We start from the raw sequence: 20,490 nt of genomic DNA, 5'->3' as shown, positions 1-20,490 counted from the left end.
ATCGGTTCCCATACCAAACCAACATGCCATCGCCGCCCCAATCGCAGGGTGACCGGGGTATGATGTTTTGCGACTGCGGACCACGGCCTCATAAAGAGAGAGACGCACGCCCGGCATGTTACAGCAAAACCTGATCTTGTTTCTTATTTTTCTGCCTTTTGCTGGGGCAATTGCTGCCGCAACCCTCTCTGTTCATGCCCATAATGCTGCCGCTTGGCTGTCCGGCGCGGTGCTGATCGCAGGCCTGATGATCCTGGCCGTGCTCTACCCCGAGATCGAGCAAGGTCGCGTGCTGCGCAGCGTTGTGACATGGGTGCCATCGCTGCGCTTGAACCTGAACTTCCGCATCGACGGATTTGCTTGGCTTTTTGTGACGCTGGTACTGGGCATCGGCGTGCTTGTGGTGATTTACGCCCGCTATTACCTGTCGAAAAATGATCCGGTGCCACGGTTTTACTGCTTTTTGCTGGCCTTCACCGGCGCGATGGTCGGCATGCTGGTGTCAGGCAACATCATCATGCTGGTGGTGTTCTGGGAGCTGACGAGCGTGATCTCCTTCATGCTGATCGGCTATTGGAACCACAATCCGGCCGCCCGCGACGGCGCCCGCATGGCGCTGATTGTCACCGCAACGGGCGGCATCTGTCTGTTGGCTTCGATGCTGTTGCTGGGGCAAATCGTCGGCAGTTACGATCTGGACCGCGTGCTATCGTCGGGTGAGATGATCCGCGCACATCCGCTGTATCTGCCGGTCCTCGCCCTGTTCCTGATCGGAGCCTTTACCAAATCCGCGCAGTTTCCGTTCCATTTCTGGCTGCCAAACGCCATGGCCGCCCCCACTCCGGTCTCGGCCTTTCTTCATTCTGCCACGATGGTCAAGGCTGGCGTGTTCCTGCTTGTGCGCTTCTCGCCTGCGCTGGGTGGCACCGAAGCATGGTTTTTCGCCGTCACCGGCACTGGCATGGCCACCCTGATCATTGGGGCTGTGATCGCGCTGTTCCGCCATGATCTGAAGGGCTTGCTTGCCTATTCCACCATCAGCCATCTTGGCCTTATCACCGCCCTTGCGGGCATCGGCAGCACCGGGGCGATCGTCGCCGCAATCTTCCACATCGCCAATCACGCGGTATTCAAAGCCTCTTTGTTCATGGCCGCTGGGATCATCGACCACGAAAGCGGTACCCGCGACATGCGCCGGCTGAGTGGTTTGATCCGATTGATGCCCGTCACCGGAACCTTGGCCATCGTGGCTGCGGCAGCGATGGCGGGTGTGCCATTGCTGAATGGCTTCCTGTCGAAAGAGATGTTTTTTGCCGAAGCGGCAAGCTGGCACAATGGATCATGGCTTGATGATGCCCTGCCCTACCTCGCAACTTTCGCCAGCATCTTCGCGGTCGCCTATTCGCTGCGCTTCATCATGACGGTGTTCTTTGGCCCCGCCCCGACCGACCTGCCCAAAACCCCGCACGAGCCTACCCCGTGGATGCGCCGCCCGGTTGAGCTGTTGGTGCTGACCTGCCTTGTGGTGGGGATCCTGCCCGGAGTGACGCTTGGCCCGGTTTTGAACATGGCGGCACGCTCGGTGCTGGGGCCGGATACGCCCTATTTCAGCATCGCGGTCTGGCACGGCTTTAACACTCCGATGATCATGAGCCTGATCGCCATTGTGCTTGGCAGCGGGCTTTATTTCCTGCTGGCCAAACAGATCGCCGCCGGACCAGAGGGCCCGCCCTTCCTGCACCGCATCCGGGCCCAGCGCATCTTTGAACGGCTTCTGTTGGCCTTCAGCTGGAAATGGCCGCGCGATCTGCACCGCCTGTTCGGGACTGAACGGTTGCAACCGCAGCTGCGTCTGATCGTAGTGCTGTCTTTCGCCGCCGTATCGCTGACGCTGTGGCGCGGGCTGACCCTGCTTCAAAAACCCGACCTGCCCAGTTTTGATCTGGCTTTTGCGATCATGTGGGCGATCGGATGCGCCTGTGCGATTGGGGCGGCATGGCAGGCGAAATATCACCGTTTTGCCTCTCTCGCGCTTTTGGGCGGCGCGGGCGTTGTCACCTGCCTGACCTTTGCATGGTTTTCCGCCCCCGATCTCGCCGTGACGCAACTGCTGGTCGAGGTGGTGACAACCGTGCTGCTGCTGTTGGGTCTGCGCTGGCTGCCCAAACGCCGCGAGGAAATCGCCGCCGATAAACTTAGCCCCGCCCGCACCCGGCGCATTGCTGATCTGGTGATCGCAAGCATCTCTGGCTTTGGCATCGCCAGCATTGCCTATGTGGTGATGACCCGCCCGCTGATCCCGAACATCGGCGATTGGTTCTTGCGCAATGCCTATTACGAAGGCGGCGGCACCAACGTTGTGAATGTCATTCTGGTGGATTTCCGCGCCTTTGACACCTTTGGCGAGATCAGCGTTCTGGCCGTCGTGGCGATAACCGTCTATGCCCTGCTGCGCCGCTTCCGCCCCGGCGCCGAAAGCGCAGGCATGCCCGCCGAGCAGCTTGGCGAAGCGGCAGAGGCGTTGAAGGATTATCTCGTCGTGCCTTCGGTGATCATGCAATGGATGTTTCCCGCGATGATCGTCATGTCGGCCTATCTGTTCTTCCGCGGCCATGACCTGCCCGGAGGCGGCTTTTCCGCTGGCGTCACTTTGGCAATCGCGCTGCTGCTGCAATATCTCGCGGCGAATGTGCGCTGGGTCGAAAGCCATATCGTCATCCTGCCCATCCGCTGGATGGGGCTGGGCCTGTTGATTTCCGGCGGCACTGGCATCGGCGCATGGCTGTTCGGCTATCCGTTCCTGACCGCACATGCGCAATATCTCAACCTGCCGCTGATCGGCAAAGTGCCCGCCGCCACCGCGCTTTTGTTCGATATCGGCGTCTATGCGCTGGTGGTCGGCGCGACCGTGCTGATGCTGATTGCGATTGCCCACCAGTCCTTGCGCTCGGCCCGTCTGCGCGCCCAAGACGAAGCCCTACCCGAGACGGAGGCCGAGTGATGGAGATTGTTTTGTCCACAGCCATCGGCATCCTTGCAGCCTCCGGCATCTGGCTTTTGCTGCGCCCGCGCACATTTCAGGTGATCGTTGGGCTGTGCCTGCTGTCCTATGCTGTCAATCTGTTCATTTTCTCGATGGGGCGGCTGACCGTTGGCGCACCGCCGATCATGGCGAAGGGCGGTTTCGTCAATCCAACCGCTTATGCCGATCCTTTGCCGCAGGCTTTGGTGCTGACCGCCATCGTGATCAGCTTTGCCACCACAGCCCTGTTTCTGGTGGTGATGATCGCCTCGCGCGGGATGACCGGCACCGACCACGTTGACGGGCAGGAGCGCGAGCAATGAACCCCGCCTCCGATCTTTTTGCGCCCGATCTTTTCGCGCCCGAACATCTGATGATCGCGCCCATCCTGATCCCGTTCATCGCCGGGGCCTTGATGCTGCTTTACGATGAACGCCAGCGCCGCGCCAAGCTGGGCATCAGCATCGGCTCGGCCCTCGCACTGCTGCTGGTTTCCATTGAGCTGTTGAACCGCGCCAAGGGCAGCCATCTGCCGGGCGATACCGGCATCGGCTTTTATCTGCTGGGCGATTGGGCGGTGCCGTTCGGCATCGTGCTGGTGCTGGACAGGCTGTCGGCCATGATGCTGATGCTGACGGCATTGCTGGCGGTGCCTGCGCTGATCTATTCGGCGGCGGGCTGGCACAAGCAGGGCCAGCACTTTCAGTCTCTGTTCCAGTTCCTGCTGATGGGGTTGAACGGCGCGTTTTTGACCGGCGATCTGTTCAATCTCTTCGTGTTCTTTGAAGTGCTGCTGGCCGCGTCTTATGGCCTGTTGCTGCATGGCAGCGGCCAGTTGCGGGTGCGCGCCGGGTTGCATTACATCGCCGTGAACCTGACCGCATCTTTGCTGTTTCTGCTGGGGGTCAGCCTGATCTATGGCGTCACAGGCACGCTGAACATGGCGCAGCTTTCCTTGGTGATCCCCAACCTGCCCGCCGCAGACCGCCCCCTGCTGCACGCAGCAGCCGCCCTGATGGGCATTGCCTTTCTGATCAAATCCGGGATGTGGCCGCTGTCGTTCTGGCTCTCCACCGCCTACATGGCGGGTGCCGCCCCCGTCGCCGCCATGTTCGCCATCATGACCAAAGTGGGCGTCTATGTGGTGATGCGGCTCTCCCTGCTGTTGTTTGGCGCAGGGGCCGGAGCGTCGGCGGGCTTCGGTGCCGAGGTGCTGATCGCAGGCGGTATGGCCACGGTGACCTTCGGTTTTCTGGGTGTTCTGGCCTCGCAAGGCGTGGGTCGGATGGCAGCGCATCTGGTGCTGATATCCTCTGGCACCGCTTTGGCCGTCACCGGATTTGCCCTGATGGGTGCTGGCAGCGCGCTGCTGGCAGGCGCGCTTTATTATCTGGTCAGCTCTACCCTTGCCACCAGCGCGTTATTTTTGTTGATCGAACCGATGAGCCGCGAAGAAGGCGGCATTGCCGCCATGCTGGCGTTGACCGCCGATGCTTACGGTCTGGATGATGTCGAGGATGACGGCGCACCCGAGGTCGGCTTTGCCATCCCCGGCACTTTGACCATTCTTGGCCTGTGCTTTGGCGCCTGCCTTTTGGTGCTGGCGGGTCTGCCGCCTCTCTCCGGCTTTCTTGGCAAGTTTGCCATGCTCTCCGCTGGCTTGGATCAATCCAGCGTGGCCGCCCCGCTGATCTGGGGCTTCATGGCGTTGTTGTTGCTGTCGGGCCTTGCCACCCTGATCGGCATGATCCGCATTGGCATCCGCACCTTCTGGGTGACTGATGGTGCCGCGCCAAAGGTTCTGGCGCTAGAGATTGCTCCGGTGATTGTGCTGATCGGCATGATTTTGTTGCTGACCATCAAAGCCCAGCACTCGATCCGCTATATGGAGGACACCGCCCGCGCCCTGCTGACCCCTGCGATCTACACCGAGGGCGTGATGTCCGCCCCCCGCGTCGTCGATCAGCCGAAAGACGACACACCATGAGCCGATTTTTCCCGCATCCGCTCTTGTCCTTGGCACTGACCGCCATGTGGCTGCTGCTGACCCGGTTTTCGCTGGGAAATCTGCTGCTTGGTGCGGCCATTGCCCTGATCGCAGGCTGGGCCATGGGGGCGTTGCATCCACGACGGGTGCGCTTGCGGCGCTGGGATCTGCTGGCAAAACTGCTTTGCATCGTGACTTGGGACATATTGAAATCCAACGCCACTGTCGCTTGGGCAATCCTGACCAATGGCCGTGGCGGCAAGCGCCGCTCTGGTTTTGTCTGCATCCCGCTGGAGTTGCGCAGCATCAATGGCTTGGCGCTGCTTGCCATCATCCTGACCGCCACGCCCGGCACCGCATGGCTAGAGCATGATCAGGACAGCGGGCTTTTGCTGCTGCATGTGTTCGATCTGCGCGATGGCGATGATTGGTCGGGACTGATCCGCAACCGCTACGAAGCCCCCCTTCTGGAGATTTTCGGATGAGCGCCGCCATCTTGTTCGCAGCCCTCAGCTTTGCGCAGATCAGTCTCGCACTGGCGGCGGGCTGCGCGTGCTATCGTATCATCCGTGGCCCGCGCGCCCAAGACCGGGTGATTGGCGTTGATACGCTGTACGTCACGGCGATGCTGCTGTTCCTTGTCACCGGCATGCGCACCAACAGCAGCTTTTTCTTCGAGGCCGCGATGGTGATCGGCGTGCTCGGCTTTGTTGCGACCGTGGCTATGGCGAAATTCCTGCTGCGTGGCGAGGTGATCGAATGAGCCATCTTGAAACCGTCCCGCTCTGGCTTGCGATCCCGGTGGGGCTGCTGTTGGTTCTGGGCAGCGGGCTGACCCTGCTCGGCACCATCGGCCTTGTGCAACTTAAAAGCTTTTACGACCGCCTGCATGCGCCGACCTTGGGCACGGGCTGGGGCATGGCGGCAATCGTGCTGGCCTCGATCTTGCTGTTCTCGTGGCTGGAAGGTCGCCCCTCGCTGCACGAGGCCGTGATCGCGGTGTTCGTGATGATCACCACGCCTGTCACCATGATGATGCTGGGCCGCGCCGCACTCCACCGCGACCGCAAGGAAAACGCGCCAGAACTGCCAGAGATTGCCCGCAGAACCTTGGGCGAAGACACACCCTGACCGCGCCGCAGGTGCAGGGCGTTGATCAGCCCGCAAGGTGCAGCAATGCTGAAGGCGCGGCTGACGGGCGCGCCCAAGCACCGCCACCCGCCAGAGCCGCCCACAACAGGCTGACAGGCCCGCGCTTAACCCTTGGCCTCAAGCGCCGCCAAACGCGCCGCAAGCGCCATATTCTCTTCGCGAGCCTTCTGCGCCATCAGCCGCACCGCGTCGAATTCCTCGCGGGTTACGAAATCACGATCCGCCATCCAGCGATCAACGAAGCCCTTCATCGCGGTCTCCGCCTCAGACTTGGCACCCTGCGCCACGCCCATCGCATTGGTCATCAACTTGGACATATCGTCGAAGAATTTGTTTCCGGCCGTCATCAGGGGCCTCCTTTCGCTAGCCTTCTATATGAGCCGCCCCGCCCCCACGCACAAGGCACGTCACACAAGAAGGCGATCTGACGCATTGCCGCGTTGACATAGCCGCCCGGCTTGCCGACAACGCGCAAGCAACTGCAGGAAACCGCATGTCCTATATTCCGTTCCCGTCATGGCTCTCGCCGGATATTTTCTCGATCCCCTTGGGGCCGATGAGCCTGACTTTGCGCTGGTATGCCTTGGCCTATATCGCGGGCCTGCTGCTGGGCTGGAAGCTGATCGTTCACATGATCAACACGCCGCGGCTGTGGTCCGGCCCGGCCCCGATGACCGCCGAGCAGGTCGAGCGTCTGCTGACATGGGTGATCTTTGGCGTCATCGCAGGCGGGCGCTTGGGCTATGTGATCTTCTACCAGCCCGGCCATTTTCTGCAAAACCCCAGCGAAATCCTGCGGGTCTGGGAAGGCGGCATGTCCTTCCACGGTGGCTTCCTTGGCGTGATGGTTGCGGGCATCTGGTTTTGCAAGCGCGAGAAAATCCCGATGCTGCCCGCCGCCGATCTGATGGCTGCCGTGGTGCCGATTGGCCTTTTGCTGGGCCGCCTTGCCAATTTTGTGAATGCTGAACTCTGGGGCAGGCCCACCGATCTGCCGTGGGGCGTGGCTTTTCCCGGCGAGGCCGCGCAAACCTGCCCCGGTCTGCTGACGATCTGCGCCCGTCATCCCAGCCAGCTTTACGAAGCAGCGCTGGAAGGTCTGATCCTGCTGATCCTCCTTAGCCTGTTGGTCTGGCGCTATGATTGGCTGAAAACCCCGGGGAAAATCGCGGGTCTGTTTTTCGCGGGCTATGGAGTGTCGCGCTTTTTGGTCGAATTCGTCCGCCAACCCGACGCGCAATTCGTCTCGGAGGGCAACCCGCTGGGCCTTGCCTTTCACGTTGCAGGTTACGGGCTGACCATGGGCCAGATCCTGACCCTGCCGATGATCGCGGCAGGCATCTGGTTCATCGCCCGCGCCAAACCCGTGGCCCTCCCGCCCCCGGCGACCACTGCCGCATGACCCCGCTCGCCGCCCTGCTGATCCAACGCATAAGGGCCAGCGGCCCGATCACGCTGGCCGAATATATGGCTGACTGCCTGCTGCACCCGCAGCACGGCTACTATGCCACCCGCGATCCGTTCGGCGCATCGGGTGATTTCACCACCGCGCCCGAGATCAGCCAAATGTTTGGCGAGTTGTTGGGCCTTTGCCTTGCGCAAAGCTGGCTTGACCAAGGCGCACCCGCCCGCTTCACTTTGGCCGAGCTTGGCCCCGGTCGCGGCACCCTGATGGCCGACGTTTTGCGCGCGACCCAACGTGTGCCCGGCTTTCATGCCGCAGCCGAAGTGCTGCTGGTCGAGGCCTCGGCCACCCTACGCGCCCGCCAGCGCAGCACTTTGGGCGAACATCCGGTGCGGTGGACCGACCAGTTGCCCTCGGGCGACACCCCGCTTTACTTCATCGCGAACGAATTCTTCGACGCCCTGCCAATTCGCCAATTCACCCGGACGCCAGAAGGCTGGTCGGAAACCCTGATCGGCCTTGCGAACCACCAGCTCTGCATGGGCAAATCAGCGCCTGCGCCGATTGCCTTGCTGGATCATCGCCTTGCCGATACCGCCCCCGGCGATGTGATTGAGATCTGCCCCGCAGCCCCCGCCATCGCGCAAACCATCGCCGCCCAGATCGAAAGCCACGGTGGCGCGGCGTTGATCCTTGACTATGGCGATTGGATCTCACGCGGGGATACGTTTCAGGCCCTGCAAGCTCACCGCTTCACCGATCCGCTCGCCGATCCCGGCAATGCAGACCTGACCGCCCATGTCGATTTCGCGGCCCTTGCCAGCGCTGCCAAATCCTACGCCTACACCACCCAAGCGCAGTTTCTCACTGCACTTGGCATCGAGCACCGCGCCGCCCAACTGGCCGCAAAGCTGCAGGGCGAGGCCCTTGCCCAGCATAATGCCGCCACGCGCCGCTTGACCGCGCCCGAGGAAATGGGAAAGCTGTTCAAAGCCCTTGCGCTGTTTCCATCCTATGCCGCCAAGCCCCCCGGATTTTCCTGATGCTCGAAATCATCACCTCTGACGCCCTGAGCCCCCGCCACGGGTTTTTCACCCGCAAAGGCGGTGCGTCCTCTGGCATCTTTGCCGGGCTGAACTGCGGCACCGGATCGACCGATCAGGCCGAAGCGGTGGCGATCAACCGTACCCGCGTCGCCGAGGCGCTGGATTTGGCGCCCGATCATCTGGTCTCTGTGCATCAGGTCCATTCACCAGACGCCTTGGCCGTGACAGCGCCGCTGAAATTGCGGCCACAAGCCGATGCGATGGTCACCGCCACCCCCGGCCTTGGCCTTGCGATCCTGACCGCCGATTGCCAACCCGTGCTGTTCGCCGATGCCAAAGCAGGCGTGATCGGGGCCGCGCATGCGGGGTGGCGCGGCGCAAAAGAGGGCGTGCTGGAAGCCACCATTGACGCGATGGAAGCCCTTGGTGCCACCCGCGCCAATATCGCTGCTGTGATCGGCCCCTGCATCAGCCAATCCGCCTACGAGGTCGGACCAGAGTTTTTTGAAAGCTTTACCGACGATACCCCCGAAACGCGCCGCTTCTTCGCCCAAGGCAAAGCGGACCGCATGTTGTTCGACCTGCCCGGCTATGGGCTATGGCGGTTGCGCGCCGCGGGTGTCGGCCATGCCGAATGGACCCGGCATTGCACGTTTTCCGATGCGTCGCGGTTCTTTTCATACCGCCGCACCACCCATGCAGGCGAGGCCGACTATGGTCGTCTGCTGTCGGTGATCCGGCTGTAAGCCTCTGCGAAAGCTAGCCACTGGTTGCCGCAATTCACCACAAACTTTCCTTAATCCCCCCTGCTTCCAGTCCAATCCTTGCCGCAAATTCCGGTCAGATTGTCTCCAACGCATGAACAAACCTGCAAAGGATGCCTCTGATGAAAAAACAACCGCGCTGGATGAAATCCGCAATCGCCGCCAGCACCGAGCCGCAAGTGGCGCTGCCTTGGGCCCGCGGCCAACGCCGCCGCCCCGAAGCGGTGAAGGCAGAGGTCAAACCGCGCGCACTCGCCGCCCGCTAATACACCGACCCAAGAACATCGACCCAAAACCATTGGCCCACAAAGGCCCGATTCGCAGACACGCCGAGGGAACAACCCCCGGCGTTTTTTCATTTTCCAACATACAACCACAAGATTTCACCGCATCCCGCAACAATAGCGGCAATAGCATGAAGATCGACGCGCAACTGCGCGCCAATTAAGAATAAACTTTGACACGCAGTCGCGTTTCCGCCATCTTTGCTTCACAGATGTCCCTCTGTGAAAACAGGCGGTGGCGGGCGTGGTAAGACCTCTTGCAAAAGCAGGCTCCCCCCTCAGCGCACCAGTTCGGCCACAGCCGGATTGAGGATGATGCTCAGTTAAGGCGGCCCCGGTGTTCTCTGACACCATCAAGGGGCCGCCTAAACATTTGTGCAGACCCGTGGCACTGTGCAGAGCCGTGGCACTGTGCAGAGCCGTGGCACTGTGCAGAGCCGTGGCACCAAGCCGAATTCTGAAAGCAGAATTCGTGCACGTTTTCTGGCTTCAGAAAACGCCCCCCACTTGCCAGCCTCAGGCGTGTTTCGCCAGCCGCGCTTCCAGCACGTCAAACGGCAGACCCGGCTCGTCTTTGGCGCAGCGGATCACCAGCGAGGTTTTCACATTCGCCACATTCTCGGCCTTCAACAATTGCTCGGTCAGAAACGACTGAAAGCTGGACAGATCGGGCGCGACGCATTTCAGGATGAAATCAATCTCGCCGTTCAGCATATGGCACTCGCGCACCAGGGGCCACGCCCGACACCGGCCTTCAAAGGTTGACAGATCCGCCTCGGCCTGACTTTGCAGCCGCACCATCGCGAACACCTGCACCTCAAACCCCATCTCGCGCGCGTCAATATCGGCGTGATAGCCCTTGATATAGCCCGCCTCTTCCAACGTGCGCACCCGGCGCAGGCACGGCGGCGCGGAAATCCCCACCCGGCTGGCCAGTTCCACATTGGTCATCCGACCATCCGCCTGCAACTCTGCCAAAATGTGGCGGTCGATCGGATCGAGTTTGCTACCGGCCATGCGGGCCTCCTTTTTTGTCAGTATCTAGGCCGATGGCCTGCTTTGCGCAACATTCTTTCACAACCGCGCAAGATGTTTTCGCCAAACCCCGGCAGCCCGCACAATTCCGCCACCAGCACCACCGCCCCATCGCTGCGCCGCACAAGCCCGCCATGCGTTTGCCAGCCCTTCCCCCGCGCGTCGCCAGCGCATATATCAAGCCCCACACTCACCGGGGATGCACCATGACCACCACGCGCCACAGCAAAGTTCTGATCATAGGCTCCGGCCCGGCAGGCTACACCGCCGCCGTTTATGCCGCCCGTGCGATGCTGGAACCGATCCTTGTGCAGGGTCTGCAACCCGGCGGCCAGTTGACCATCACCACCGAGGTTGAAAACTGGCCCGGCGAAAAGCACATCCAAGGCCCGGATCTGATGATCAACATGCAGGCCCATGCCGAGGCGATGGGGGCCGAGGTGATCAGCGATTACATCACCAGCCTTGATCTGCAAAACCGCCCCTTCACCGCAAAAGCTGACAGCGGCACCACCTATACCGCCGATGCGGTCATCCTTGCCACGGGCGCGCAGGCGAAATGGCTCGGTCTGCCCTCGGAAGAGAAATACAAAGGCTTTGGTGTGTCGGCCTGTGCCACCTGCGACGGTTTCTTTTATCGCGGCAAAGAGGTCGTGGTGATTGGCGGCGGCAACACCGCCGTGGAAGAAGCGCTGTTCCTGACCAATTTTGCCACCAAAGTCACGCTGATCCATCGCCGCGATACGCTGCGCGCCGAAAAGATCATGCAAGACCGGCTGTTCAAACACCCCAAGATCGAAATGCTGTGGGACAGCGAAGTCACCGAAGTGCTGGGCAGCGACGCTCCGGCTTCGGTCACCGGCGTCCGCACCCGCAATCTGAAAACTGGGGAAGTCAAAGACGTGCCCTGCCATGGCTTTTTCGTCGCCATCGGCCACTCGCCCGCCTCAGAGCTGGTGAAAGACCAATTGCCGTTGTTTGAGGGCGGCTATGTCAAGGTTGAGGCAGGTTCGACCCGCACCGCCATCCCCGGCGTGTTTGCCGCAGGCGATCTGACCGACCACATTTACCGCCAAGCCGTCACCTCGGCGGGCATGGGCTGTATGGCGGCACTGGACGCGGAACGCTGGCTGCAAGAGCAAGCCGAGAACCAAGGTCTGGCAGAATAGCGCCGCCACGTTTATCCAACAAAAGGCCGCGCTATTTGCGCGGCCTTTTGCTTTTTCACGCATATCCTGCGGGGTTTTATTGGCCGGGTTTCAACGGCCCTGCGGCTTCAAGATCTGTCCCCGCTGGGACACACTTGTGTCTATTGGCCGGTTTTGCGCTTAAATCCACAACATATAGTGGTTGTGGCAGGTTTTCCATGCCATCAACCCGCGCAACGGATCAAAACGACGCATCACAGCAGATGCATCAATGCGCGTTGACCGGCGCCATATCGTGCTGCCGCGCCAATGAGAACGCCAGATCGCGGTCGGCGACTAAAGCCAGCTGCTCGCCATCCTCGCCATGCACCGCATAGACGGTTTTCATGCCGTTGATCTGTGCGCGAACCTTTTCCGGGAGGGTTTCTACCGCGATGGGACGCACGTAAACGATCCGGTCCGCAGCCTCATCAAGGCCATCAAATTTCACATCCATGACATTCTCTCCTTATTTACGGCCAATACGAATGGTCTGCACAATCGTGTCTGGCACCATCCGGCGCAGGTCGATATGCAACAGCCCGTGATCCAGATCGGCACCTGCAACCTCTACCCCATCCGCCAACACGAATGAGCGCTGGAACGCCCGCGCTGCGATGCCGCGATGCAGGAAAACCCGCTCGCCCAGATCATCACTTTGCCGACCGCGCACCACGAGCTGGCGATCTTCCACCGTAATCGCCAAATCTTCATCACGAAATCCGGCCACCGCGAGGGTGATGCGGTAGGTGTTCTCCGAGGTCGCCTCGATGTTAAAAGGCGGATAGCCCTCGGACGCGGTTTTCGCGGTGCGTTCTACCAAACGCTCCAGCTGTTCAAATCCCAAAAGAAAGGGATGCGCGCCAAAAGTAAGTTTCGTCATGACCGATGCCCTTTGCAACAAGCGACACTGAAGTGTCAGGCCCAGACAGCGGCACCCGACAAGATCAATATGGGGGCAGTCGGCATGGCCCGCAAGTAGGGCCAGTTTCAAGAAAACTTAAAGCCTGATGCAGAAATTTCGCACCGGAATCATCCGAATCACTGTATCCTTTGCGAAAGCCAAAAAGACTGGATACGGTCCTGCCATGAATGCCTCCTCCGAGATGAACTTTGAAGACATGCTCCGCGTAAAGCTGGAAGTGCTGCGGCGCGAGCATCGTGATCTGGATGAGGCTGTGCATGCACTGGAAACCAGCGGTCGCCCGGATATTCTGACGCTGCGGCGGCTGAAAAAGCAGAAATTGCAGATGAAAGACCAGATCGTGCGGATCGAAGATTTGCTGATCCCCAATCTGCTGGCCTGAACGCTGCCTGATTGGTGCGTGAAAAGCGCATCCTGTGCTTGAAGCGAAGGCTTTTCCTTGCCTCCCCCGCCTGCTTCGGTAAGAAGTCCGCATTGCGATGAAGTCCGCAGCAAATGCCGGAGGTGCCAATGACCGTTGATGTCGGGATCATCATGGGAAGCCAGTCAGACTGGCCGACGATGAAAGAAGCGGCCCTTGTGCTGGATCAACTTGGGATCAGCTATGAGACCAAGATCGTCTCGGCGCATCGCACCCCCGACCGACTTTGGGCCTATGGCAAAGCAGCGGCGGGCCGGGTGCAGGTGATCATCGCGGGCGCAGGTGGGGCGGCGCATTTGCCCGGCATGATGGCCAGCAAAACCCGCGTGCCAGTGATCGGGGTGCCGGTGCAAACCAAGGCTTTGTCGGGCGTCGACAGCCTGTATTCCATCGTGCAGATGCCAAAGGGCTATCCGGTTGCCACTATGGCGATCGGGGCTGCCGGGGCTGCCAATGCTGGCCTGCTGGCCGCAGGTATCCTTGCGCTGCAGGACGCAGCACTTGCCGCACGGCTGGATGCATGGCGCGATGCGCTCTCAGCCTCGATCCCAGAGGAGCCGAAAGATGAATAGCCTTCCCCTCGGGTCTTCAATCGGCATCCTTGGCGGCGGCCAGTTGGGCCGGATGCTGTCGGTTGCAGCGGCACGTCTGGGCTACAAGACCCATATTTTTGAGCCAAGCGCGCACCCGCCCGCGGCAGAGGTGGCCCATGCCGTCACCACCGCCGGTTATGATGACATCGCGGCTCTGCAAGCCTTTGCGGCTTCGGTCGATGTGATCACCTATGAATTCGAGAATATCCCCACCGCCGCGCTGGATGCTTTGGAGGCGCTGCGCCCCATTCGCCCCAACCGTCGCGCTTTGGCGATCTCGCAGGATCGTATCCTTGAGAAAGACTTCCTCACCAGCCTCGGTCTGACCTGCGCGCCCTATGCGGCGGTGCAAAGCCTGCCCGACCTAGAGGCCGCAATTGCGACAATCGGCACGCCTGCGATCCTGAAAACCACGCGGCTCGGCTATGACGGCAAGGGGCAGGCGCGGATCAAGACGGCGGAGGATGCGGCAGAGGCCCATGCCAGCATGAAGGGGGCGGCTTCGGTGTTGGAGGGCTTTATCAGCTTCAGCCACGAGGTTTCGGTGATCGCGGCGCGGGGGCTTGATGGGTCAGTCGCGTGCTATGATCCGGGCGAGAACGTGCATAAAGACGGCATCCTGCACACCACCACCCTGCCCGCGAAATTGTCGCCTTCGCTGCGGTCCGACGCGATTTTGCTCGCCGCCCGCATCCTGAACGCGCTGGATTATGTTGGCGTGATGGGGGTGGAGTTGTTCGTGACGCCGCAGGGTCTGATCGTCAATGAAATCGCGCCTCGGGTGCATAATTCGGGGCATTGGACCCAGAATGGCTGCGCTGTCGATCAGTTTGAGCAGCATATCCGCGCGGTGGCGGGGCTGCCGTTGGGTGATGGCGCGCGACATTCTGATGTGGTGATGGAAAACCTGATCGGCGATGATATCGCGCGTTTGCCGCAGATTTTGCGCGAGAATGACTGCGCGGTGCATCTGTATGGCAAGGCCGAGGCGCGGGCTGGGCGCAAGATGGGCCATGTCAACCGGGTGATCCGCAAAGGCTGATGTCCACGCGTGGACAGGCTTGGCACTTGTGCAAAATCAACGGGTTAGGCTGGGGTGCTTAACGATTTGTTAAGGTTTGGCCTGTGGCGAGGGCGCAAGCCTCCGGCGGGGATATTTTTGCAGAGAGGATGACCGGGGCCCAGCGCATTGAGAGGTCGGGCTGGCCCAGTCAAACGGGTTTTACGAGCAGACCACGGCGATCACCATGAATTTGCAGGTCGGCTTTTTCTTCACCGGGGCTGCGGCAACGGGGGCTGCGGCTTTCTTGGTCGTGGTGGCCTTTTTGGTGGTCGTGGCCGCTTTCTTGGTGCTGGCTTTCGGTTGCGATTTGGTCGGGGCTTTCACCGCCACTGCGGCCTTTTCGCAGGTGTTTTCCGGCTCGGCCAACAAGGCGCGATAGACCGCCTCGGTCGGCTCCATCTCGCCCGGTTCGACCTTTTTGGCATCATAGTAGGCTGCCATCGCGCGGCGCGATCCATTGCCCCAATCGCCATCAACCCGCATGCCATAGCAGCCGATGCGGTCAAGCTCTGTCTGCACGCCAAGCGCCAGATTTTCGGGCAGGGCTGCGTTCAAGCTGCGGGTGTCACTGTCCAGAGAAGCCAGTTGCGTATCCGCAACCGTTTGACCGATCACGGTAATTCCCGGCGGTGGCACAAGCGCTGTGTTCTGATCTGCCACCACCTCAAACTCTGGCAGGGCCTCTTCCACGGCAGGCTCTGCACCCGGCACGAAATAGAACTGCTCGCGCAGCGACGATTGCTCCCACGGGGTCTGCTTGCCGCTGGTCGCAGTCTCGACATCATTGCGGACTTTGATCATCAGATCAGAGATGTTCTGCCCCGGCTTGGTAATATGCGCGAGCAGAGCGGCGGTGAACGGGCTGTTCAGCGCGCCATCGGTCTTGTCCCACGCCACCTGACCGGGAGCGGTCGCAAAGGCCACAAACGTGCCAGCACCGCCGTCAAACTGCGCCAACCCACCATCGCTTGCGACCGATCGCACCGCCTCTGGCAAGGGATTGTCGCGGCAGGCGTCGATGAACAGCAACAGCTGATTGGTCTTCCCTTTCAAAGCCTTGGCAATATCATCCAAGCGCCATGTTTCGGAATCGAGCGCCTTGGCATCGGCCAATCGCGCATTCACAGGCACCAGATGGTTGACGCCATCTTTCTGAAACGCATGGCCCGCGTAATAGAACAAAACCGTGTCGGCCTGATCCACCTGACTGGTAAAGGTGCCCAAAACCGCCTGAAACACCGCTGGCCCCACATCGGTCAGCAACGTCACTTCAAAGCCCAGATCGCGCAGCGCGTTGGACACCGCTTGCGCATCATCCACTGGCGTGTTCAGGCCCGGAAGCTGCGTGTATGCCTGATTGCCGACCACCAAAGCCAGCTTGCGGCCCGCAGCATCTGCCACCGCAGGCAACATCGCCAGCGAAAGCACGCCAAACAGGCACAACCGCAGAAATTGCGCAACGCGATCAAACATCAGCCTGAACCTATCCGTGAAATATCTGCAGAGTTTAGCAGAAAACCCGGTTTCGGCAAAGCGTTCTGTTGCCAGCCCGGCGACAGCTTAGGCTTCGGGCGAATCCGTATCGACGCCGCCCGCCTGTTTTTGCGCGCGGGCCTGCGTGGCCAAAGCCTCATACCGCTTGCGAAAGCCTTCCAGCGCGCGCTCGTCCAGCTCTTCCAGATCAAGCAGGGCGTTATGCGCCCCCGCCGTGGCGCGGATCAATTCATCCAGTTTCAGCTGGATCGCCTGCGTGTCGCGGTTTTGGGTGTTCTGGATCAGAAACACCATAAGAAACGTCACAATCGTGGTGCCAGTGTTGATCACCAACTGCCAAGTGTCTGAAAAGTTGAACAAAGGGCCAGTGACGATCCAGACCACCACCACCCCCACCGCCAGCATGAAGGTGCTGGGACGGCCGCAATAGCGCGCCACCACCTTGGCCAATTCCGTATATCCCAAAGCGGCCATGGCGTTACTCCTTGCCCAAAGCGATGCCCACCGCATCGGTATAGCTTAAGTCATGGTCAAAGCGCCCGGTGTCGAGGAAAATCCCGGTCTGCGCGATCACAACCGGGTTCAGCATCATGAATGTATGCGTCACCGGCAAGGTGATCTGGTCGGCCATCCCCGCCAGATAGGTGCTTTCGACCGAGACTTTGCCATCGTCCGGCCCCGGAATCACCACCGAGGTGATCGGGTTCAGCGACTGATCTCCGGCGATGATGCCAACCTGATAATCCGGCGCGGGCAAGGCGTGCGGCACTGCCGCCGCATCGGTGCCCAGTTGCAATCCCGCCGGGCCGTTCATCCACTCGAACGCCGCGATCTCGCCAAAGGCATCGACCAGTTCCGATCCGTGGTTGGGCGGCGCCAGCATCACCACCCGGCCCATCACGCCGGGTTTATGATTGGCCAGCCAATAGCGCGCCAAAATCCCGCCCATCGAATGGGTGACGAAATCAACCTTTGCGCCTTTGGGGCATTGTGCCACCCGCCACCCCACCCCTGCCGCCAATTCTGCAATCGGCGCTTGGGTCGAGGGATAGCTTTCGTTGATCACCCTGTGGCCCTTGGCTTCGAGTGCTGCCTGCATCGCAATCAACGAGGTTTCGGTGCGCGCCAGCCCGTGCAACAGCACAACGCAATCGGCCTGTGCGGGAAAACTCTGCGCAATCGCGGTCAAACAGAAGAAAACTAACGTGCATTTCATCGCCGCATTAAAGCGCATCTGTTGTGCAGGGCAAGCAAGGTTTCTGACTTGTGGCTGCACAGTGTGGTGTTAGACATCGGGCGTCCGAGCGCTGTTTCGGACATTCTCAGGGCGGGGCGCAATTCCCCACCGGCGGTATAGCCCGCGAGCGCCACTGGCCTTTGGTCAGTGGGACAGCAGATCCGGTGTAACTCCGGGGCCGACGGTATAGTCCGGATGCAAGAGAATCTGCGCAGCCTGTCCGCGTCGCGGCATGGGTTTTGGCGCAGCATATCCCCCTGATTGATGTTGGTCTTGAAGGAGGACAGACATGGATCAGACGACCAATGCACCGCTGAAAGGTGCCGTGTTCATGGTGCTGGCGGGCATCGCCTTTGCAAGCGCCAATGCGATCACCTGGACCGTGACTTATAAGATGGGCTTCAAGCCGCAGTCGGATGCATTCTGGCAATATGCGATTGCGACGGTGTTTTCGCTGCCCTTGATCTGGCGTCAGGGCGCTGCCAGCCTGAAGACCCGTCATCCGCTGCTGCACGGTTTGCGCATCCTGCTGTCGGTGCTGGGGGTGCAGGCCTTCACCCAGGCCTTCGCCGCAGGCATGGCACCTTGGCATGTCGTGGCATTGGTGATGACCTCGCCGTTCTTCGTGCTGATCGGGGCTGCGGTGTTTTTGCGCGAGCATGTCGGCGCGAACCGCTGGCTTGCGGCGGTGATCGGCTTTTCGGGCGCAATGATCCTGCTGCGCCCTTGGGAAGGCGGGCTGAGTGCTGCCAGCCTCTACCCGATCGCCGCCGCGATCTGCTGGGGTGGCGCCTCGCTGATCACCAAACGCCTCACCCGATCCGAGCCGCAAGCCGCCATCACCTTGTGGCTGCTGCTGCTGCTGACCCCGATCAACGGGCTGTTCTCGCTGCAGGCAGGGTTTGAAATGCCCACCGGGGCGGTGCTTGGCCTGCTGATCCTCGGCGGTGCGATCATGTTTGCAGCCCAGCATTTCCTGACGCTTGCCTATGCCGCAGCCGATGCAGGCTTTGTTCAACCCTTTGATGATCTGAAACTATTCTCCAACATCGCGGTCAGCTGGCTGGTGCTGGGCTTCGCCCCCGAGGGGGCCTATTGGCTGGGTGTGGCGCTGATCCTTGCAGGCTCGCTGTATCTGCTGTGGTCAGAGCGGCAGCTGCAAACTTCCCCTGCGGCAGGATAAGCCCTTGACCTTGCCCGACATGGCCTTCAGCTTAAGGGCCATGTCAAAACGCCCGACCCGCCTCGCCACCCGTGCGCTGATCTTGCATGAAGATCGGTTGCTGCTGGTCAACGCCTATCCCGGTGGGCGCTCTGATCTGTGGTGCGCGCCGGGTGGCGGTGTGGAATCCGGCACATCCCTGCCCACCAACCTTGCCCGCGAAGTGCATGAAGAAACCGGGCTTTCCGTCCATGTCGGCCCCCCCGCCCTGATCAACGAGTTCCACGATCCGGTGTCGGGCTTTCATCAGGTGGATATCTTCTTTCGCTGCACCATCACGGCGGGGGCGATCAACGCAAGCTGGCGCGACCCCGAAGGCGTCGTCACCCAACGCCGGTTTTTCAGCCGTGCCGATCTGGAATCCGGCCGCATCCGTTTCAAGCCCGACAGCCTTCTGGCCACCGCCTGGGGCACCGGCATTCTGTATGATCCGCTGGAAGTCATCGTGCGATGACCCAGCCGTGATGCCCCACCCGCGATGAGCAGGGCCTTCGTCAAAGAAGGCGATGGCGCGCTCGACCCTTTGCCCGATCTGCCGCAATCGCCGCATCCAAACCACGTCACCCCACGCGGCCTTGCCGCCCTGCAAAGCCGCCTGCATGCGCTGCAAACCACACTTGCAGCGCTTAAATCCCGCACAGACCGCCTCGACAAACTGCCCGAAGCGGCAGCCGAGCGTGACATCCGCTACATCGAAGCCCGCCTGCGCACAGCCATCCTTCGCAATCCCGCAACCCTGCCGCTGACCGAAGCAGCCTTCGGCCTCTGCATCACCGTTGCCGATGAAGATGGCACCGAAACCCGCTACGAGATCACGGGCGAAGACGAAGCCGATGCGCGGCTGAACCGCATAACGCCACAATCCCCACTGGCCCGCGCCCTGCTGGGGGCGCAAATCGGTGACGAAGTGATCTGGCGCAAACCCTCGGGCGCAAGCCCGCTGACGATTGTCAAGATTGCCCATGCTGATCCGTAACCTTGATCCCGACCAAGACCGCGCCGCCCTGATCGCCCTGCAAACCGAGGCGCAAGATTACTGGCATCTGGCCGAAGGGGGCTGCAATCCCGTCGAAAAGGCCGCCGCGTTCTTCACCGATTGCCCGCCAAACTGCGACCCCGCCGACAGCCACCATCTTGGCCTGTTTCAGAACTACGCTGGCCAGCCTGTTCTGTCCGGCATCGCCGAACTCTCCTTCGGTTTTCCCACGCGCCAAGACGCCTATCTTGGCCTGATGCTGCTCGCCCCCCGCCTGCGCGGTCAAGGCGCGGGCGCGCTGTTGCTGACTGAGGTCGAACAGCGCGCCCGCGCCGCCGGATCGCCAAACCTGTATCTTGCGGTGCTCGACACCAACCCGCGTGGCCGCAGCTTTTGGCAGCGCGAAGGCTTCACGCCCACCGGCCTGTCTCGCCGCGACGCCGACAGCAGCATCCTGCTGCACAGGCTTTGCAAATCTTTGATTAAGCCGGCCGGATAATTGCCGAAGCCTCCGGTTGCGCGGAACGTCGCGGTCAGCACCTGAGCCTTTCAAGCCAAGCAAATCCCTTTGCATTGCTCTTTTTCAAATACTCAAAAAAAATCCCTGCATCGCACTTGACCTGCCACTGGTCTTTCATCCAGCCACGACCGGAGCCCGGTGGTCATTTACGCCTACT

25 protein-coding genes and 1 riboswitch are annotated in these 20,490 nt (G+C 61.0%); of the genes, 18 read left to right on the top strand and 7 right to left on the bottom strand.

Features of this window, described 5'->3' with window-relative positions:
* The first annotated feature begins 115 nt into the window (after positions 1–115).
* From QQJ98_RS15435 to mnhG, 6 genes are read left to right on the top strand one after another with little or no spacing between them, the layout of a single operon-like run.
* Complete coding sequence (locus tag QQJ98_RS15435) at positions 116–3,001, top strand: monovalent cation/H+ antiporter subunit A (protein WP_284326254.1); 2,886 nt, start codon at positions 116–118, stop codon at positions 2,999–3,001.
* Positions 3,001–3,345, top strand: a complete 345-nt coding sequence (locus QQJ98_RS15430) for a Na+/H+ antiporter subunit C (protein WP_284326253.1) — start codon at positions 3,001–3,003, stop codon at positions 3,343–3,345. Before QQJ98_RS15435 ends, QQJ98_RS15430 begins: the two co-directional genes overlap by 1 nt.
* Positions 3,342–5,009 (top strand): monovalent cation/H+ antiporter subunit D, encoded by a 1,668-nt coding sequence (locus QQJ98_RS15425; RefSeq protein ID WP_284326252.1) that lies wholly within the window; start codon positions 3,342–3,344, stop codon positions 5,007–5,009. The genes QQJ98_RS15430 and QQJ98_RS15425 overlap by 4 nt, the downstream gene beginning before the upstream one ends.
* A complete protein-coding gene (locus QQJ98_RS15420; RefSeq protein ID WP_284326251.1) occupies positions 5,006–5,494 on the top strand; it encodes a Na+/H+ antiporter subunit E in 489 nt (162 codons plus the stop codon). Before QQJ98_RS15425 ends, QQJ98_RS15420 begins: the two co-directional genes overlap by 4 nt.
* Complete coding sequence (locus QQJ98_RS15415) at positions 5,491–5,772, top strand: K+/H+ antiporter subunit F (protein WP_284326250.1); 282 nt, start codon at positions 5,491–5,493, stop codon at positions 5,770–5,772. The genes QQJ98_RS15420 and QQJ98_RS15415 overlap by 4 nt, the downstream gene beginning before the upstream one ends.
* Positions 5,769–6,140: a monovalent cation/H(+) antiporter subunit G gene (gene mnhG, locus QQJ98_RS15410; RefSeq protein WP_284326249.1), complete on the top strand. Its 372-nt coding sequence runs from the start codon at positions 5,769–5,771 to the stop codon at positions 6,138–6,140. Before QQJ98_RS15415 ends, mnhG begins: the two co-directional genes overlap by 4 nt.
* Before the next feature lie 125 nt (positions 6,141–6,265).
* On the opposite strand, the gene QQJ98_RS15405 is transcribed toward mnhG, so the two are convergent.
* A complete protein-coding gene (locus tag QQJ98_RS15405; protein WP_284326248.1) occupies positions 6,266–6,508 on the bottom strand; it encodes an accessory factor UbiK family protein in 243 nt (80 codons plus the stop codon).
* A gap of 146 nt (positions 6,509–6,654) precedes the next feature.
* Here QQJ98_RS15405 and lgt point away from each other — a divergent pair, with 146 nt between their 5' ends.
* From lgt to QQJ98_RS15385, 4 genes are all read left to right on the top strand, one after another.
* Complete coding sequence (gene lgt, locus QQJ98_RS15400; RefSeq protein ID WP_284326247.1) at positions 6,655–7,563, top strand: prolipoprotein diacylglyceryl transferase; 909 nt, start codon at positions 6,655–6,657, stop codon at positions 7,561–7,563.
* Entirely contained in the window at positions 7,560–8,609 is a 1,050-nt protein-coding gene (locus QQJ98_RS15395; protein ID WP_284326246.1) for a class I SAM-dependent methyltransferase, read from the top strand. The genes lgt and QQJ98_RS15395 overlap by 4 nt, the downstream gene beginning before the upstream one ends.
* The gene (pgeF, locus tag QQJ98_RS15390) at positions 8,609–9,358 is read left to right on the top strand and encodes a peptidoglycan editing factor PgeF (RefSeq protein ID WP_284326245.1); all 750 of its coding nucleotides are present in this window, start codon (positions 8,609–8,611) and stop codon (positions 9,356–9,358) included. Before QQJ98_RS15395 ends, pgeF begins: the two co-directional genes overlap by 1 nt.
* Before the next feature lie 140 nt (positions 9,359–9,498).
* Positions 9,499–9,642: a hypothetical protein gene (locus tag QQJ98_RS15385; protein ID WP_284326244.1), complete on the top strand. Its 144-nt coding sequence runs from the start codon at positions 9,499–9,501 to the stop codon at positions 9,640–9,642.
* A gap of 534 nt (positions 9,643–10,176) precedes the next feature.
* On the opposite strand, the gene QQJ98_RS15380 is transcribed toward QQJ98_RS15385, so the two are convergent.
* Positions 10,177–10,677 (bottom strand): Lrp/AsnC family transcriptional regulator, encoded by a 501-nt coding sequence (locus QQJ98_RS15380; protein WP_284326243.1) that lies wholly within the window; start codon positions 10,675–10,677, stop codon positions 10,177–10,179.
* 224 nt (positions 10,678–10,901) lie between these two features.
* On the opposite strand from QQJ98_RS15380, the gene trxB reads away from it, so the two are divergent.
* On the top strand, positions 10,902–11,864 hold the full coding sequence (gene trxB, locus QQJ98_RS15375; RefSeq protein WP_284326242.1) for a thioredoxin-disulfide reductase: 963 nt from the start codon (positions 10,902–10,904) through the stop codon (positions 11,862–11,864).
* Between the two features lie 247 nt (positions 11,865–12,111).
* Here trxB and QQJ98_RS15370 read toward each other — a convergent pair whose 3' ends face one another.
* Positions 12,112–12,339 carry a DUF1150 family protein gene (locus QQJ98_RS15370; RefSeq protein ID WP_284326241.1) on the bottom strand — a complete coding sequence of 76 codons (228 nt, stop codon included), beginning with the start codon at positions 12,337–12,339 and terminating at the stop codon, positions 12,112–12,114.
* Between the two features lie 12 nt (positions 12,340–12,351).
* A complete protein-coding gene (locus tag QQJ98_RS15365; protein ID WP_284326240.1) occupies positions 12,352–12,765 on the bottom strand; it encodes an Hsp20 family protein in 414 nt (137 codons plus the stop codon).
* A 205-nt stretch (positions 12,766–12,970) separates the two neighbouring features.
* Here QQJ98_RS15365 and QQJ98_RS15360 point away from each other — a divergent pair, with 205 nt between their 5' ends.
* From QQJ98_RS15360 to QQJ98_RS15350, 3 genes are all read left to right on the top strand, one after another.
* Positions 12,971–13,189 (top strand): YdcH family protein, encoded by a 219-nt coding sequence (locus QQJ98_RS15360; RefSeq protein ID WP_284326239.1) that lies wholly within the window; start codon positions 12,971–12,973, stop codon positions 13,187–13,189.
* A gap of 128 nt (positions 13,190–13,317) precedes the next feature.
* A complete protein-coding gene (gene purE / locus QQJ98_RS15355; protein ID WP_284326238.1) occupies positions 13,318–13,800 on the top strand; it encodes a 5-(carboxyamino)imidazole ribonucleotide mutase in 483 nt (160 codons plus the stop codon).
* Complete coding sequence (locus QQJ98_RS15350; RefSeq protein ID WP_284326237.1) at positions 13,793–14,863, top strand: 5-(carboxyamino)imidazole ribonucleotide synthase; 1,071 nt, start codon at positions 13,793–13,795, stop codon at positions 14,861–14,863. Before purE ends, QQJ98_RS15350 begins: the two co-directional genes overlap by 8 nt.
* A gap of 180 nt (positions 14,864–15,043) precedes the next feature.
* Here the strand turns inward: QQJ98_RS15350 and QQJ98_RS15345 are convergent, their stop codons facing one another.
* The 3 genes from QQJ98_RS15345 to QQJ98_RS15335 all read right to left on the bottom strand — a co-directional run bounded on the left by QQJ98_RS15345 (position 15,044) and on the right by QQJ98_RS15335 (position 17,594).
* Complete coding sequence (locus QQJ98_RS15345) at positions 15,044–16,357, bottom strand: caspase family protein (protein ID WP_284326236.1); 1,314 nt, start codon at positions 16,355–16,357, stop codon at positions 15,044–15,046.
* A gap of 87 nt (positions 16,358–16,444) precedes the next feature.
* Positions 16,445–16,852, bottom strand: coding sequence for a low affinity iron permease family protein (locus QQJ98_RS15340; protein ID WP_284326235.1), 408 nt, complete (start codon positions 16,850–16,852; stop codon positions 16,445–16,447).
* Between the two features lie 4 nt (positions 16,853–16,856).
* Entirely contained in the window at positions 16,857–17,594 is a 738-nt protein-coding gene (locus QQJ98_RS15335; protein ID WP_284326234.1) for an esterase/lipase family protein, read from the bottom strand.
* Positions 17,595–17,692: 98 nt separating this feature from the next.
* Positions 17,693–17,826, top strand: a riboswitch (FMN riboswitch).
* Positions 17,827–17,904: 78 nt separating this feature from the next.
* Here QQJ98_RS15335 and QQJ98_RS15330 point away from each other — a divergent pair.
* The 4 genes from QQJ98_RS15330 to QQJ98_RS15315 are packed head-to-tail and all read left to right on the top strand — an operon-like array spanning position 17,905 to position 20,312.
* Positions 17,905–18,798, top strand: coding sequence for a DMT family transporter (locus tag QQJ98_RS15330; RefSeq protein WP_284326233.1), 894 nt, complete (start codon positions 17,905–17,907; stop codon positions 18,796–18,798).
* A gap of 40 nt (positions 18,799–18,838) precedes the next feature.
* Positions 18,839–19,291 (top strand): NUDIX domain-containing protein, encoded by a 453-nt coding sequence (locus QQJ98_RS15325; protein WP_284326232.1) that lies wholly within the window; start codon positions 18,839–18,841, stop codon positions 19,289–19,291.
* Between the two features lie 24 nt (positions 19,292–19,315).
* On the top strand, positions 19,316–19,813 hold the full coding sequence (locus QQJ98_RS15320; protein ID WP_284326231.1) for a GreA/GreB family elongation factor: 498 nt from the start codon (positions 19,316–19,318) through the stop codon (positions 19,811–19,813).
* Entirely contained in the window at positions 19,800–20,312 is a 513-nt protein-coding gene (locus tag QQJ98_RS15315) for a GNAT family N-acetyltransferase (protein WP_284326230.1), read from the top strand. The genes QQJ98_RS15320 and QQJ98_RS15315 overlap by 14 nt, the downstream gene beginning before the upstream one ends.
* The last annotated feature ends 178 nt before the right edge of the window (positions 20,313–20,490 follow it).

Source organism: Cypionkella aquatica, assembly GCF_030161095.1.
GTDB classification, from domain to species: Bacteria; Pseudomonadota; Alphaproteobacteria; order Rhodobacterales; family Rhodobacteraceae; genus Cypionkella; species Cypionkella aquatica.
This window is presented reverse-complemented; position numbering and strand designations above follow the sequence as displayed.